The 16,049-nt window shown below is 44.5% G+C and carries 16 protein-coding genes; 13 read left to right on the top strand and 3 right to left on the bottom strand.

Going from position 1 to position 16,049, the window contains the following annotated elements; genetic code table 11:
* The first annotated feature begins 339 nt into the window (after positions 1-339).
* The 12 genes from Xets_RS28645 to Xets_RS28590 all read left to right on the top strand — a co-directional run bounded on the left by Xets_RS28645 (position 340) and on the right by Xets_RS28590 (position 11,885).
* Positions 340-2,742 carry a primase-like DNA-binding domain-containing protein gene (locus tag Xets_RS28645; RefSeq protein WP_187651314.1) on the top strand — a complete coding sequence of 801 codons (2,403 nt, stop codon included), beginning with the start codon at positions 340-342 and terminating at the stop codon, positions 2,740-2,742.
* A 509-nt stretch (positions 2,743-3,251) separates the two neighbouring features.
* Positions 3,252-3,995 carry an Hcp family type VI secretion system effector gene (gene tssD, locus Xets_RS28640; RefSeq protein ID WP_255430569.1) on the top strand — a complete coding sequence of 248 codons (744 nt, stop codon included), beginning with the start codon at positions 3,252-3,254 and terminating at the stop codon, positions 3,993-3,995.
* A 4-nt stretch (positions 3,996-3,999) separates the two neighbouring features.
* Positions 4,000-5,202 (top strand): hypothetical protein, encoded by a 1,203-nt coding sequence (locus Xets_RS28635; protein WP_187651315.1) that lies wholly within the window; start codon positions 4,000-4,002, stop codon positions 5,200-5,202.
* Positions 5,203-5,204: 2 nt separating this feature from the next.
* Positions 5,205-5,588: a hypothetical protein gene (locus Xets_RS28630; protein WP_051862875.1), complete on the top strand. Its 384-nt coding sequence runs from the start codon at positions 5,205-5,207 to the stop codon at positions 5,586-5,588.
* Positions 5,589-5,724: 136 nt separating this feature from the next.
* Positions 5,725-6,879: a phage major capsid protein gene (locus Xets_RS28625; RefSeq protein WP_187651316.1), complete on the top strand. Its 1,155-nt coding sequence runs from the start codon at positions 5,725-5,727 to the stop codon at positions 6,877-6,879.
* 38 nt (positions 6,880-6,917) lie between these two features.
* Complete coding sequence (locus Xets_RS28620) at positions 6,918-7,466, top strand: HK97 family phage prohead protease (RefSeq protein WP_187651317.1); 549 nt, start codon at positions 6,918-6,920, stop codon at positions 7,464-7,466.
* A gap of 2 nt (positions 7,467-7,468) precedes the next feature.
* Positions 7,469-8,686 (top strand): phage portal protein, encoded by a 1,218-nt coding sequence (locus Xets_RS28615; protein WP_187651318.1) that lies wholly within the window; start codon positions 7,469-7,471, stop codon positions 8,684-8,686.
* Entirely contained in the window at positions 8,683-9,015 is a 333-nt protein-coding gene (locus Xets_RS28610) for a phage head closure protein (RefSeq protein WP_187651319.1), read from the top strand. Before Xets_RS28615 ends, Xets_RS28610 begins: the two co-directional genes overlap by 4 nt.
* Entirely contained in the window at positions 9,015-9,311 is a 297-nt protein-coding gene (locus tag Xets_RS28605; RefSeq protein WP_187651320.1) for a head-tail connector protein, read from the top strand. The genes Xets_RS28610 and Xets_RS28605 overlap by 1 nt, the downstream gene beginning before the upstream one ends.
* Positions 9,311-9,745 carry an HNH endonuclease gene (locus Xets_RS28600; RefSeq protein ID WP_187651321.1) on the top strand — a complete coding sequence of 145 codons (435 nt, stop codon included), beginning with the start codon at positions 9,311-9,313 and terminating at the stop codon, positions 9,743-9,745. Before Xets_RS28605 ends, Xets_RS28600 begins: the two co-directional genes overlap by 1 nt.
* 128 nt (positions 9,746-9,873) lie before the next feature.
* Entirely contained in the window at positions 9,874-10,227 is a 354-nt protein-coding gene (locus Xets_RS28595) for a phage terminase small subunit P27 family (RefSeq protein WP_187651322.1), read from the top strand.
* Positions 10,224-11,885 (top strand): terminase large subunit, encoded by a 1,662-nt coding sequence (locus Xets_RS28590; protein ID WP_187651323.1) that lies wholly within the window; start codon positions 10,224-10,226, stop codon positions 11,883-11,885. Before Xets_RS28595 ends, Xets_RS28590 begins: the two co-directional genes overlap by 4 nt.
* A gap of 601 nt (positions 11,886-12,486) precedes the next feature.
* Here Xets_RS28590 and Xets_RS28585 read toward each other — a convergent pair.
* Entirely contained in the window at positions 12,487-13,395 is a 909-nt protein-coding gene (locus tag Xets_RS28585) for an HNH endonuclease (RefSeq protein WP_187651324.1), read from the bottom strand.
* A 543-nt stretch (positions 13,396-13,938) separates the two neighbouring features.
* Here Xets_RS28585 and Xets_RS28580 point away from each other — a divergent pair.
* Entirely contained in the window at positions 13,939-14,196 is a 258-nt protein-coding gene (locus Xets_RS28580) for a helix-turn-helix transcriptional regulator (RefSeq protein ID WP_187651325.1), read from the top strand.
* Between the two features lie 334 nt (positions 14,197-14,530).
* Here the strand turns inward: Xets_RS28580 and fis are convergent, their stop codons facing one another.
* Both fis and dusB read right to left on the bottom strand, forming a co-directional pair.
* Positions 14,531-14,827 carry a DNA-binding transcriptional regulator Fis gene (fis, locus tag Xets_RS28575; RefSeq protein ID WP_010847912.1) on the bottom strand — a complete coding sequence of 99 codons (297 nt, stop codon included), beginning with the start codon at positions 14,825-14,827 and terminating at the stop codon, positions 14,531-14,533.
* Between the two features lie 7 nt (positions 14,828-14,834).
* Positions 14,835-15,818 carry a tRNA dihydrouridine synthase DusB gene (dusB, locus tag Xets_RS28570; protein ID WP_099130858.1) on the bottom strand — a complete coding sequence of 328 codons (984 nt, stop codon included), beginning with the start codon at positions 15,816-15,818 and terminating at the stop codon, positions 14,835-14,837.
* Between the last annotated feature and the right edge of the window lie 231 nt (positions 15,819-16,049).

The following is a 16,049-nucleotide window of genomic DNA, read 5'->3' as shown; positions in this document are numbered from 1 at the left end:
CGAATTGCTAGAAAACTTCTTTCTCACACGTTGGGTATTTTTGCCAATTTTAAACAAGGTAAAAGTCAACGCGACTGGCTTCAACAAGCCAACGTTATAAGATGTTAAAGTCGAGCATCGCGTTAAATTATTAAATTGCATTGTATACAGGAAATCCGACCCATTAGGTCAGGCTTCATTTCGTGCGGGATTATGTACCTCTTTATATGAGGTTATTCTTGAACAGGCCAGCCAACACTGTTCGGAAGAGTTACACGATTTGCTTTCACTGGCCTGTGATATTAATCAGGAAGTCTACTATTCGCTTTATGCAGCGGTTAATGGTGAGGACGAGTGATCATGAGTCAGGGAAATAATAATCAGAAAAGCCGCCCATTAGATGTTATTCGAACAGTGAAGACATCAGCCATCAATCGTTGGCAAAGCCTGTTGCCTGCTTGTGGTGTTGATATTCCGGCAAAAGGCAAACACGGCGCTTGCCCAATCTGCGGCGGCACAGACCGTTTTCACTTTATGGATGATAACCATCATGGCGATTGGCATTGTCGCCAGTGTGATGAGCCGAGTTACGGTGATGGGCTGGATTTGGTGGCAAGAACCAAAGGGATCACGGTCTTTGCAGCGGCTAAGCTGGTGGCGAATGTGTTGGTAATGCCTTTACCTGAACCAAAGCCCACCAAAGCACAACCACGAACAGTGAAATCTATTGCTGAACGCATCGCAACAATGCTCGCTACAGCTATTACGGGCGAATCTCAATATCTGGTGAAAAAGGGGCTGCAATGCCCCAATCAACGGTTATTGAAAGATGGTGCTTTATTGCTGGTGACTCAGATGCTGGACGGCACAATCACGGGTGCGCAGACCATCAAGCCAAACGGTGAAAAACGACTTGTTTCAGGGACTCAGAAGAAAGGCAGTTTTATTCCCGTGTCAGAGATTACCGGAACGCCCGATACCTTTATCATTGCTGAGGGTTATGCAACGGCGTTAACTGTCAGTCAGTTACATGAGGGCATGGTACTGGCGGCCATTGATGAAAGTAATTTACTCACGGTTGCCGGGCTGGTCAGAGCGCAGTGGCCAGACGCAAAAATTATTCTTGCCGCTGATAATGACTGGCATGAGCAAGGCGAACAGGACAAAAACGGTAGGCTAAAAAAGAATGTCGGCAAGATAGCGGCAGAAAAGACCGCTATAGCGATTAACGGCTGGGTAACACTACCGCCTACGGAATTAAAATCTGATTGGGACGATTATCGCCAGCATCACGGCATTAAGGCAGCAAAGCAGGCATTCAGTAACGGATTATATCAGGTTGGGGAGAAAAAACTCATGGAAGCAGAAGCGGTGGTTATTCACGAAACGAAGCCAAAGAAGACCAATAACAATCTGGCACAAATGGCAGCCAGCCAGCGCGGGGCACTGTTGGTTGAGTATTACGGAAAAATAGCGGTCAATCCTGAAAGTGAAATGGCCTATCGTTATAACGGTGCAACATGGGAAAGCGTGCCGGATAGCGAACTGCGCCGCGCAATGGTGGCAATCTTCGACCAGCACGAAACACCTTACAGCCCGAACGGCATTAATAACGCGATCAGTGCGATGAAATTACAAATTCCTGTCATTGGTGAACCGAAACGGGAGTTAATCGGATTCAGTAATGGTATGTATGATTTATCTGTACAGGCGTTTAAACCCCACGCCCCTGAGCATTGGCTCATGAACCATAATGGGATAGCATTCACAGAATCGGTAGCCGGGGAAAATATCCGGCAACATGCCCCACATTTCTATCAATGGCTGTCTCATGCGGCTGGAAATAATGATGAAAAAATGGCGCGTATCAATGCGGGTTTATTTATGATCCTGGCAAACCGTTATGACTGGCAGCTATTTATTGAAGTGACAGGCGAAGGTGGTAGCGGCAAAAGTATTTTTACGTATATCGCCACTTTATTAGCGGGCGAACACAATACCGCCAGTGGCAATATGAGAGCACTGGATGAAGCCAGAGGGCGTTATCAGTTTGTCGGGAAGAGCCTGATTACATTGCCTGATCAGGTTAAATATGTCGGTGAGGGCGCAGGCATCAAGGCAATTACAGGCGGCGATCTGATTGAAGTTGACGGGAAATATGAAAAACAATTTTCCACCATTATTAAAGCCGTGGTATTAGCCACCAATAACGAACCGATGAGCTTTACAGAACGTAATGGCGGGATTGCACGGCGGCGGGTGATATTCCCGTTTAATATTCCGGTCAAAGAATCAGAAAAAGACCCGGAATTATCGGAGAAAATCAGCCGGGAACTGCCTGTGATTATCCGTCATTTATTGAACAAATTTGCCGACCAGAATAAGGCTAAAAAGCTGCTACAGGCGCAACGCGATTCTAACGAAGCACTCTTGGTGAAAAGTAACTCCGACCCGCTGTACAATTTCTGTGCTTATTTGGTCTCATTGGGGAAAGAGTTAGGCATGAAGATGGGGAATAAAAACATTCATCCCAGAGCGCTCAGAATCTACCTTTACCATGCCTACTTGTCGTTTATGGAAGCCTATGGGTTTGACAGGCCACTCACATTAACGAAATTCGGGGATTCCCTGCCGAAAGTGATGCAGGAATATAAGAAGGATTACCGGAAATTCAAAACCAAAAAGGGCTATTATTACAATGTGGATTTAACGGATGAGGCGAATGAATGGCTTCCGGCTGTTCCTGAACAAACTGACAAATAACCTGCCTATATAAACTTTTTATGCTTAACTGTGCAACCTATGCACCAATAATCATAATTAATTGAATTTAAATATAAAAACAGGGTTAATAGTTATTTTTTAACTATGCACCAACTATTCACCCTGTTCATTTTTCTGAATAATTAAAGGAGCATAGTACGGATAGTAGATGGATACCGTCTCCACCGTAAAAAATCATTTATTTTCAATTTATTAACTGATTTTTGGATAGGGTGCACAGTTGAAGGGAGTAAAAAGATTTTCAGGGGACTACCTTTGGCAGGTAAATAAAAGCCAGACAAATCAGAGAAAGCATACGCAGTGCATCAGTTTTATTTTTTGGTACTACCTGAAATTTAAATGATGTAATTGTCTGATTTTGTTTAATAATAGATGTTAATCACAATTTCATTGATGGATTTTTGCTCACACTAGAATCTATAAACAATTCTGTTGTATCCTGTTTCATTCATTCGATATTTATCGGAAGTCAGATCACAGGAGACAAGATGTCACACGTTATCTACTTATCACTAAAAGGCAAGAAACAGGGATTAATTTCAGCGGGATGTTCAACGCCCGAATCCATCGGAAATCGCTATCAGACAGGCCGGGAAGACGAAATACAGGTACTGAGTGTCAGCCATTCAGTGAGCCGCGACCAGAATGCGCATCATCACCCGGTCAGCTTTACCAAACCCATTGATAAATCCTCACCGCTGTTAGCAATGGCAATCGACGGAAACGAATTGCTGGAAGCACGCTTTATGCACTACCGGACAAGCCCAATGGGACAACTGGAACTCTTTTACGAAATTAAACTAACAGGCGCAACGATTGTTGATCTTGCCTATAATTATCCCCATTCCATTAATGATAACGGTGCAATCCCCCATGAAGTGGTGATGCTCGATTACAAATCGATATCATGTAACCATATTGCCGCGGGGACTTCGGGTTACAGTATTACCCAATTAGCCGGGCGTGAAGAAGGCAGGCCGTTATTGTCTGGGTTCACGAGTGTGAAGCCGCTTAAACAGCCATTGGTTGAAGAAACATCCTCAAAACCCTCTAAACATCACGTCCGCTATCGTTTTACGGATGATAACGGCAATCTTTTAGCCGAACATAAGTATCGTGTTTGCCTGCCGGATGGTCAGGTAAAGGAAGGCAAGACTGATAAACAAGGTTATACTCAATGGCATCTCACTGATGACAAAAAGAATCTTGAATTTCATATTTTAAAGGATTAATACCATGCCAACTTATAGCGTTTACACTCAAATTAAATCGAATGTACCTGCTGAAAAATTGTTTTACGATTTAATTATTTTTCGTCAAGATGCAGAAGGAAATCATCATATATTACTGGATGTTGAAAAAGCGCAATTGCAGAGTAATTATGAAACTCAAAAACATATTACTCAGGAAACAGATGATGATCTTTCTGTAATTTATATTATGCAAATTATGCTTTACCGTAAACACGGTTCAAATACGATTCAGGCATTGCAAGCCCCTTTTAAAAAAATGTATACGCTGGGTGAATTTGTAGCAGGTAAAGCCTGTTCGGATAACAAACGAGAAAATGCCTGCTATTTTGAAAGTACGGCTGAAACAAAACCCGTCAGCGATGGCGATAATACGATTGAATTAAAAATTACTATCCCTGAAAGAGTATTTATTGCAAAAGAATATCCAGTTGGTCACGAAAAAGATCCATTTGAAAAAAGTAAAATTGAATCGGAAATTCAGGATAGAATTGCAAAAAAAACTTATCCAAGGCAAGGATGGGCTAGTTTATGTGGCCCAGCGGCATTTTTTTATTGCTTACAGAAGGATAGGCCAGATATTTATGAGCAATCTGCCCGTGAGCTATGGAAATATGGCAAGACTAAAATAGGTAGATTAGAAATTAAACCGGGTGATGGTTGCCGCCACCCTAGCGGTTCTTTCTATAATAATGGAGCACCAACAATTTCAGGTTTAGATTGGATAACATTAGCGAGCTTAAGAGACTCAGAAAATGCTATTTTTAGCTATAATCAAGTTGAAGCTGAAACAGCGGGAGTTACAATGTGGGGGAAATTAACCGAATGGTTTGAGAAAGCAGGTTATGAGAAAATTTTTGATAATATAAGTATTTTTTCCCATAGTAATATCAATGACATAATAACTTTAAACGATTATATAAGAAAAGAGTATATTGTTGTAAGTTTAATCTCGGTTGGAATGCTAAACGGATCAGCTGGTGAAACTTCAGGTAAAAATCATTGGATTGTATGGGAAGGTGAAGTTAGCTCAAAAGGAAAGTCAATAAACCTAGATAGTGAAAATGAAATAGTTAATTTAAATATGTTTACTTGGGGAGGGATTAGTGAGCGAGTTAAACCTAATAATAATTTAAATTATTTTTTAAAACATACATTTGGAGGGTTGGTTTTTAAACCAATAAAATAAAAATGAGAAATATTTTTTTCATTATATCCATCTTACTTGTTTCTGCTTGTACAAGACAAACTGTTTCCATTTATCCTAATGGAAACTATTTAAAAGATGCTCAGGTAGGAGTTCCATATAATGAAATAATAAACATACCGGGTGTTATAGATATGGGTTTTTCAGCCAAAATAACACCTTCAAACTCAGGTCTAACATGGAATCCTAGCGATTATACAACCCCTGTTCTGCCAGCAACAGAAAAAGACTATAGCCGTATTCAAATTCAAGGAATGCCTATACATGCTGGAGAAATAACTATAAAAATATCTGGTGGTGTTTATGGCAATATGTTTACAAAAGTAGGTAAATTTAATAAAACCTACACAATAAAAGTGAAAGAATGATTTTTATTATTAGAATGGCGATTTACATCGCCATTTCTATATTTGTATGCTTGCTCAACAGAATCATAATTCTTCCTTATTATTTTCATGATGTTAAAAGTTATTTACTGAAAAAATAACTATTCTGAAAAACACCATGAAAAAACTACTCGAATTACGTCAGCAAAAAACCGATTTAACCAACCAAATGCGCTCGCTGCTTACCAAAGCCGAAAACGAAAAGCGCTCTCTGACTGCCGATGAAACCAAACAGTTCGACGAGCTGCGCAATCAGTCTGATGCGCTCAGTGCGGAAATTACCCGTTATGAGGCATTATCTGACGAAGAACGCAGTCAGGCAGGTAAAACCCAGCCGACCAGCAAGAACCTCAGTAATGACGAATTGCGTCACTATATTCTGACCGGAGAAACCCGCACTTTGTCTACGGGCGTTCCGTCAGAGGGCGGCTATACCGTTATCCCTGAACTGAATAAGCAGATCATGCAGCAATTGGCTGATGAATCTGTCATGCGCCAAATCTGTACGATTAAAACCACACGCAGCAACGAATATAAGCAATTAGTTTCGGTCGGTGGTGCGGCGGTGGCACACGGCGAAGAAGGCAAGGCACGTGGCGAGACAACCACACCGAAGATGGAAGAAGTGAGCATCAAGCTGTTCCCTATTTACGCTTATCCCAAGACCACCCAAGAGATTATCGATTTTAGCGATGTAGATGTTCTGGGCTGGCTGACCTCAGAGATTGCCGATACGTTCGTGGATACCGAAGAAACGGATCTCGTGAGTGGTGACGGTAGCAAGAAAGCGAAAGGCTTCCTGTCCTATCCCCGTGACACCCAAGCCGACAAGGTGCGTGATTTTGGCACATTGCAAAAACTGGAAGCTACCACGCTTGAGGCTGATAGCCTGATTGATCTTAAGTTCCTGCTTAAGAATAAATACCGCAAGAATTCTGTATGGGTGATGAACTCCAATACTGCCGCCCAAGTACAGAAGCTGAAAAATGGCAATGGCGATTATATCTGGCGTGAGCGTCTGCAAGCGGGTGATCCCGATATGTTGTTGGGCTTGCCTGTCCATTACCTCGAATTTATGCCGGATGAGGTGATCGGTCTGGGTGACTTCAAACGCGGTTACTTCATCGTTGACCATCAAACGGGCATCCGTACCCGCCCTGACAATATCACTGAGCCGGGATTTTATAAGGTACACACCGATAAGTATCTGGGTGGCGGTCTGGTGAACTCCAACGCAATAAAGATCCTTGAAGTTAAAACCGCGTCGAAATAAGCGAAAGGGGCGAAAGTCCCTTTTTGGGAGTCCATAGGATGAATAACGATTTTGAAATTCGCACCGCGTCTCTGTCTGCTGCTGATAAAAAGCTGGTGGGCTATGTGATTAAGTGGAACAGCCGCTCCCATGTTTTATGGGATGAATTTGTGGAACAGTTTGCCCCAAATGCTTTTAGCGCCAGTTTAACTTCGGGGGCTGATGTCAGGGCACTGTATGAACATGATCATATGAACCTGTTAGGCCGCACCACGTCCGGTACGTTGCAGTTGACCAAAGATGCCACCGGATTACGCTTCGAGTTAACCCCGCCTGATACGCAGTTGGGGCGTGATGTACTGACTTTGGTTGAACGGGGTGATATTTCCGGTATGTCCTTTGGATTCAGGGCGCTGAAAGATCAGTGGGATGTTGGACAAGAGCCGTATCTGAGAACCGTTTTAGAGGCCGAACTGCGGGAAATCACTATCACCAGCTTACCCGCCTACCCTGAAAGCGGGGTGGAGATTGCCAAGCGTTCGCCGAATGGGGTTAAGCCCTGTGATGCTGATTTGCGTCATTACTGGCTGCAACTGTCCGAGGTGTGATTATGTGGCCTTTTAAGCGAAAAGACACGGAAACCCGCAGTATGAGCATGGATGAATTTCTTTTTCTGGCGGGCGCGTCTAACACCAAATCGGGCGAGCATGTTTCACCGTCTACGGCGGAGGGCTTACCTGCGGTAATGAATGCCGTTACGGTGATCAGTGAGGCGGTGGCGACTATGCCTTGTTACCTGTATCGGGTTCAGCACCAGAACGGCAAAGAATCCCGCGAATGGCTCAGTGATCACCCCGTAGATTATTTGCTGAATGAGTGCCCGAATGACTGCCAGACCCCGTTTCAGTTTAAGCGAACCCTGATGCGTCATTGCTTACTCAATGGTAATGCTTATGCGGTAATCGTCTGGGGACGGGACGGTCAGCCGCAATCTCTACACCCTTATTCGCCGTCGGCGGTTGTACCGCAACGGTTATCCGATCATCGGTTCGCCTACACCATCACCGAACCTTATAGCGGCAAGGTGAAAACTTGCCTACAGGAAGAAATCCTGCATTTACGCTATGCCACCGAAGACGGCTTTCTTGGACGCTCGCCTGTCACCATCTGCCGTGAAACTTTAGGTCTGGGACTGGCACAACAACGCCACGGCACCAGCATCATGAAAGACGGCATGATGGCGGCAGGGGTAATTAAATCCGCTGACTGGCTGGATGGCGCCAAGGGCGCTAAGGCACTGGAAGCGCTCGAACGTTATAAAGGCGCACGTAATGCAGGCAAAACACCTATCCTTGAAGGCGGGATGGACTACCAGCAATTAGGCATGAGTAACCAAGATGCCGAGTGGTTGGCTTCCCGTCGCTTCACGATTGACGATATCGCCCGTATGTTCAACGTCAGCCCGATCTTTCTGCAAGAGTATTCGAACAGTACCTACAGTAACTTTAGCGAAGCGTCCCGCGCCTTTCTGACCATGACCATGCGCCCGTGGCTTGCCAACTTTGAGCAACAAATCAAATCGGCTTTGCTGGTGGCGTCACCAAAAAGCGGCATCCGCTACCAAGTCGAATTTGATACCGCCGACCTGCTGCGAGCCAATCCGAAAGAACGCTTCCAGAGCTATGAGACAGCGATTAAGTCGGGGGTCATGTGCCCGAATGAAGCCCGTGAACGTGAGGGACTCTCTCCCCGTAAAGGTGGAGATGAATTTAGTCAGGCATGGAAGCAAACGGTAGAAATCAAGAAACAACCGGAGGGTAAGAAATGAGGGCAGGCAGATTGAGGCATCGGGTGACTATCCAGAAATCCGAGCAGTCACGCGCCCCGTCAGGGCAGGTTATTGACAAGTGGGTGGATGCCGCCACCGTCTGGGCAGAAGTGAGGGAGATTAGCGGGCGTGAGCGTTTGGCATCCGGTGCCGTGTTCTCTGAGGCCACTGTGCGTATCTGGATGCGTCACCGTGATGACGTGACCACCGCTAATATTATTCTCTATGACGGGGCTAACACCAGAGGAACCGCTTTTGACATTGTGGCGGTTATCCCTGATGCGAAACACACCCGCTTAGAGTTGCTTTGTAAAGGCGGTGTTTTCTAATGGCTGAAATCCCTTTAAATGAAATCAAACAGCATTGCCGGCTGGATGAAAGCGACACGCTTGATGATATCTTGTTAATGGGCTATGCCGAAGCCGCGCTGGAAGTTAGCCAGCAACATATCGGCAAACGGTTTGATAACGGGTTGGCTTTTACCCCTGCTATTAAGGTGGGCTGTCTGCTTTATATCGGTTTGCTGTATGAGAATCGGGAGATGGCAACGGATGCCGATCTTAAAGAGGTGCCTTTCACCATTAAATCATTGTGGTCTGTCTATCGTGATGTGGGAGTTTACTGATGCCGTGGCAACCTTTAAAGCGCTGTAGCTATCCTAATTGCCGTGAGCGTGTGAAGTCAGGCCGCTGTGAACAACACCAACGGGAAGCCAGACGGCAGCAGGACAAACAACGGGGAACCCGAACCCAACGAGGCTACAGTAACCGATGGGGACGCTACCGGCTGCAATATCTGAAAGCGAATCCGTTATGTGTCCACTGCCTACAGCAAGATATCTATGCCTCTGCAACGATTGTGGATCACATTGTCCCGATACAGGGTGAAGCTGATGTGTTGTTCTGGCCTGCATCCAACCATCAATCGTTATGCCAGCCCTGCCACAACCGCAAGACCGTCCAGACAGATCCTATCACCAAAGCGAAGCGCAAACAGGGTATCTATCAGGAACGGGCAGCAGAAGCGGCAAAGCGTCGCAGTTGGTTAGTCGCAGAATAATAACAAATGAAATAGTGGGTGGGGGTATCAAAAATGACAAACGCGCTTCTCAGCGGAACCGACCCCCTCCTCTAATTTTTACGCACGGCAATTTTTTTGAAAATAAATCACAAGGAACAGAGAACATTATGGCAAGAGCACCCAAACCGCCCACTTATTTAAATGATATCGCCGGCAGTCAATGGAAGGCCAAAGGTAAAATTTTAAGTGAGCGGGAAGACCTGAATGCCGCTGACTGGAACAATTTAGAACTCTACTGCGTGAACTATGCCATTTACCGAAAAGCCGTGGCAGACCTTGATATTAGGGGATTTAGCATCGTCAACAGTCAGGGCAGTGAAAGCCGTAATCCCTCATTGAGCGCCAAGGCTGATGCCGAAAAAATCATGATAAAAATGTCGTCGTTGCTTGGCTTTGATCCGGTTTCACGGCGTAAAAATCCGATAGAAACGGAGGAAGAAGACGAGTTAGACCGCTTATGAATGCATGGGAGCAGTATGCTTTTGATATCCAAAACGGTAAAATTTTGGCCTGTAACCGACTAAAACAAGCAGTGAAACGCTACTATAACGACCTGAATCACCCGCTTTATACGTTTGATTCTGAGGTTGTGGCGCGTTTTATTGCCTTCTCCCGTCTCTGTCCACATGTCAAAGGCCATTTACGCGGTAAACCGATAATCCTTGAGCCGTGGCAGCAATTCGCTTTTGCTAACCTGTTCGGCTTCAAGGTAAAGGCTACTGGCCGCAGGAAGTACCGCAGCGCTTATATTCAGGTGCCACGTAAAAATGCGAAATCCACCGTTGCCGCGATATTGGCGAATTGGTTCTTAGTGATGGAGTCAGGCCAGCAGGATATTTACACTGCCGCCGTGAGCCGTGATCAGGCGCGTATCGTGTTTGATGATGCCCGCCAGATGAGTTTGTTATCAAAGCCGCTGAAAAAGCGGCTATCTATCCAGCAACATAAAGTGACCTACCAGAAAACCAATAGCCTGTTAAAGCCACTGGCAGCCAAAGCCGCCACCATTGAAGGGACAAACCCCAGCCTTGCCATTGTCGATGAGTACCATTTGCACCCCGATAACGCGGTGTACTCTGCCCTTGAATTAGGCATGGGCGCACGCCCCGAAGGCATTCTGTTTGCCATTACGACAGCAGGCAGTAACGTTATCTCAGCCTGTAAACAGCACTATGATTATTGCTGTCAGATATTGGATGACGAAGAACAAAATGAATCCCTGTTTGCCCTGATCTACGAGCTGGACGACGAGAACGAGATTGATGATGAGCGGCTTTGGGTGAAGGCCAATCCCAATCTGAATATTTCCGTAGACACTGCCTCATTGCATGACACCATCCAAAAAGCCCGTGGCATACCCTCGCAATGGACAGAGATGTTAACCAAGCGCTTTAATATCTGGTGTCAGGGGGAAACGCCGTGGATGGGTGAGGGCGCTTGGAAAGCCTGTCAGACTGATTATAATGAAAGCGACCTGAAAGGACTGGAGTGCTACGCCGGACTGGATTTATCGTCAACGGGCGATATCACCAGTGTGTGTTACACCTTTCCTGTGGATAATGAACTGTTATTACTGACTCGTCATTACCTACCCGAAGCCCAGTTGCAGAATCCGGCCAATAAGAATCGGGCTGTTTATCGTCAATGGGCGCAAGCAGGCTGGATATGCACCACGCAAGGCGACTGCATTGATTATGACCGTATCCGTGATGATATTCTCAAAGACAGCCAGCACTTTGATATCAGGCTGGTGGGCTTTGACACATGGAACGCCACGCACCTACGCACCCAATTGCAGGGCGCGGGGCTGGATGTTGAGCCGTTCCCGCAAACTTATATGCGCTTTAGCCCTGTGGCTAAATCTGCCGAAGTGTTCGTTAACCGTAAAGTTATTCGTCACAACGGCGATCCGGTGCTGGCATGGGCAATGTCCAATGTGGTGATGGCAACCGACGCGAACGCTAATATCAAACCGAATAAGAAGAAATCAGCGAATAAAATCGACCCTGCTATTGCGTTTCTGATGAGCTTTGGTACATGGCAGAATGAGCATGAAGACTTTGCGTTTATATTAAATGAAGAACAGCAGCAAAGACTGGATATCTTTGATGGGGTTTAGATAACTAATTGATTTTTTAATTCCTGAGCAGTATAGGAATTAATGAAATCAAATGTTCAGAAGGTTAGATATCACACACCTTTTTGGGGTTAGTCGCTACTTTATCTGACCGCGTGTTCTGTAGAAAAGAGCGACTAAATCTGACAGTCAGCTTGAGCGAGGAGCAGACATTTACGTCTATCTTAGGGACTTCATTAAACACAACGTAATACACTCTTCGCGGCTACTTGTTACATTTTTTCTCTATCAAACAGCAGTTGCTCTATTGTTTTGTATATAGCTGCCCACGTACCGTCTAAATTGGCATAAGGAATCAATTTATATTCCTCTTTAGCCGATGATGCGGTCTTTGTTCCACTGTGAGATAATTATAACCAATCTCCTATAATGAGGGAGATTTAATCTCGAGGGTTTAATTACCCGTCGCTTGCGACGCATAAAATTAAGCTGAACGATGCGAAGCGGATGATTTCATATTAATACCCCGCTGATTGTGGCGGGGATGTTTATTTATGGCAGTCTTACTGAGAGATAGGTGGGCTTTAACTCGTGCTTTGTGAGAATTAGAGCGAATCGAATACTTGTCTCTAGCTACTCTTTGTTAGAGTCTTGCATAGAAAGCTTCGATAAATTCGTTGCTCGGCATGCCAACCACATATGGAGTAATATTTACTATCTTTGCTGTTATATCTACGCTATTAACGAATGCAATGCCTGCAAAATCATTTTGGCCAGAGCTAGGGCGAAACTGGCAGAATGCAGTGCTAGTAGTCACCCAACGCTTATCAATAAAAGCAACCACTTTGTAGTCTCCAATCTTAGTGTAAATATGGGGATCTTTTTTCAAGTCGCTTTTAAATATTGTTGTGTAATCGGATAAGCAGTTGGGCATGTGTATGTTTTTTGTCCTGAAACGGCGGTCAAAACTTATGTACATTCCTTTTATAAGGGAAGGCTGCGTGAGTGCAGTCTCAATTGGCACAGCTTTTAATTCCACCATGCTTAAAAGTTTACTAAAGCCACCCATTAGGCCATTTAGCTCCCAGCCTAACTCATGTAATGCTTTAATTCGGCCATAGCGCGAAAGATCTAGCGAATACCCATATCTAGAACATAACAAAGAAAGTCGTGGTACGTTTATGTAATACATCTGGTGGAGCTTGGTATCCCATACAGGATTACTGGCCAGATTTTCAGAAATCCAATTTTCATGTGATTTTTTTATTTCTAGTAATCTATCAACAGGGTAAGAACTTGGGTTATCATCAATTACCTTGTGATGCATAAGACAGAGCAGAAGCAAGTTTCTTTCAGAATTTCTTGCTGATAGGGTAAGATCGGATATTCCTCGTGGGCCGTCTTTTTTTTCTGCAACTATATGTGCAACTTCGCCAACTAAATGGGTCAGTTCTTTGGCTTCATCATTTAGCAATAAGTCTTCTCTGCAAATAGAGCACTTACCTGCAGCTTTAGACCAAATCACTTTTTTTAACTTCTCTGATACTGGCACACGGCCTCCATGCCTTTAACGTTGGTAACATATGTATTTTTGTAGTGACAGCGAAATTGTAATAAAACAATCTCCTAACCTAACTTGGTTATGTAATTCTACATTAAATAAATATTTGGATATGAAAAAGTAATAGGGTTGCTTTTTTCTCATTCACTTCTCTACAAGTTTCATCACAATTTCTCATAATGGCACTGAGCTGACTGTCATATTTGCTTGAATCCAGAGTAGCAAGGGTATCAGATCTCATCCGGACAGAACATAACGCAAAAAGTTAAGTGTTTATACTGATTCGCTTATTGAGTCCGATAAACCAATCAGTTAAAGTAGCCCCGCCATTGGCAAAATCCGATGGTCAAGGTTTCGCAGCCTTGTAAAGAGTCATCCACTGGTAGGAATTTTCTACCAGTGTGTCTGCTATCGTCCTTTCAATGGCGGTTCAGACAGGGGAGGCTTCGGTCTCGCCGGACGATGACTCCCGGTACTGCGAACCCTGTCTTGAATCGCCACCATCAATATTAATTAATGGAAGGGATAGCAGGAATGTTCAATACCAAAAACGACTGGCATCAAGCTGATATCATCGCTGCATTACGTAAACGCGGTACAACCTTAGCGGCTGTTTCTCGTGAATCTGGCCTCAGTTCATCTACACTAGCAAATACGCTCAGCAGACCGTGGCCTAAAGGCGAATGGATAATTGCTAACTATCTCGAAATACATCCCTCTGAAATCTGGCCTAGTCGGTATTTTGATATGTACGGGCAGCTTATTGAGCGCAAGGTTCGGGATAAATCATAAAAATAATCAGTTCCATTTGAAAGTCATCGGGAAGATAGCTGTAACGGGGTATCTTCTCACTGTAATAACATTCTCTTCTGACACTCCAATAACTTTTGACGAAACCCATCGAAATTTCTTCACAAGGTTGCCCGAGTCAAATGTACTGACCTAATCACTAGCAACGAGTTTCACCAATAGCGCTTCATATCAACATTATTGATGTTCTCATCTTATACAGCGCTTATAGATTCGTTCAGTGAACCATGTATAAACATTTGTATAAACAAAAACAAAAAAAGCACTTCCCCTAAAAGAGAAAGTGCTTTTATAACAACATGATCTAAGACTAGGATCAGTTCATGCCGTATTTTTTCAGTTTCTTACGCAGAGTACCACGGTTGATTCCCATCATCAGCGCTGCGCGAGTCTGGTTGCCACGGGTGTATTGCATCACCATGTCCAACAGTGGCTGTTCTACTTCAGCCAGTACCAGCTCATACAGGTCATTAACATCTTGACCGTTCAGTTGAGCAAAATAGTTCTTCAGTGCTTGTTTAACTGAATCACGCAGAGGTTTTTGAGTTACCTGATCTTGTGAATTTACAGTAGCAACGGTTAGTACATCAGAATTTACGCGTTGTTCGAACATAGTTCTGTCAGCTCTTTTCTTTATTTACGCAAAAATTTTCGAAGTATGCCTTCAACGCCTCCAGCTGTTCGCTGGCATCCTCTATGGCGTTGAATGTGCGCCGAAACTGGTCATCAGGGGCATGTTCCTTGAGATACCAAGATACATGCTTGCGTGCAATACGAACTCCTTTGCCTTGACCGTAAAAATCATGCAGTTCTCGTACATGCTCGCTCATGAAGCACTGCACTTCGCCAAGAGGCATCGGTGGCAGCAATTCTCCTGTTTCCAGATAATGCTGGATTTCCCGAAAGATCCAGGGTCTTCCCTGAGCAGCACGGCCTATCATCAGGGCATCAGCCCCGGTGTATTCAAGCACTGCTCTGGCTTTTAGCGGGTCAGTAATGTCGCCATTGGCAATAATTGGAATGGCAACAGTCTGCTTAACTGTCCGAATATTGTCGTACTCGGCCTCACCATTAAACAGGCAAGCTCGTGTCCTGCCATGTATCGTAAGAGCCTGAATACCACAACGTTCGGCCAATTGGGCAATTTCTACACAGTTACGTTCTTCCGGTGACCATCCTGTGCGGATCTTCAAAGTGACAGGCACATCAACTGCATTGACTACCGCAGAAAGGATTTTTTCAACCAGTTCTGGATAACGCAGTAATGCAGAGCCTGCCAGCTTACGATTCACCTTCTTAGCTGGGCACCCCATATTGATATCGATGATCTGAGCGCCATTAGCGACGTTAATTTTCGCTGCCGCCGCCATTTCATCGGGATCACTGCCGGCTATTTGTACAGAACGCACTCCGGGTTCATCGCTATGAACCATACGCAGCCGAGATTTATCCGTCTTCCAAACCTGGGGATTGGAAGAAAGCATTTCTGAGACTGTCATTCCTGCTCCCATCTGGTAGCAAAGAGATCGAAATGGGCGATCTGTTATGCCTGCCATAGGGGCTGCAATAAGACAGTTTTTCAACTGGTATTGTCCGATACGCATAGACGAAGAAAGAGTGGTCAACTGTGACTAAGGGCGCGTATATTACGCATTTTTCACAAGATATGAAAGGCCAAACTTTGAGCGAATCGACATTTATAACGGATTTTTTCCAGTTGATTTTTTTAAATTTGGTTAATTACTGTTAAATAACAGATGGTTACATGTTATTGCTGAAATTTGTTATTACTGATATTTCTAATCATAAAGAGAGCGGATTACCACTAATTGACC

Source organism: Xenorhabdus sp. TS4, from assembly GCF_014467265.1.
GTDB lineage: Bacteria > Pseudomonadota > Gammaproteobacteria > Enterobacterales > Enterobacteriaceae > Xenorhabdus > Xenorhabdus ehlersii.
Note: the sequence above shows the minus strand (reverse complement) of the source record. Positions and strands in the feature narration are given on the sequence as shown.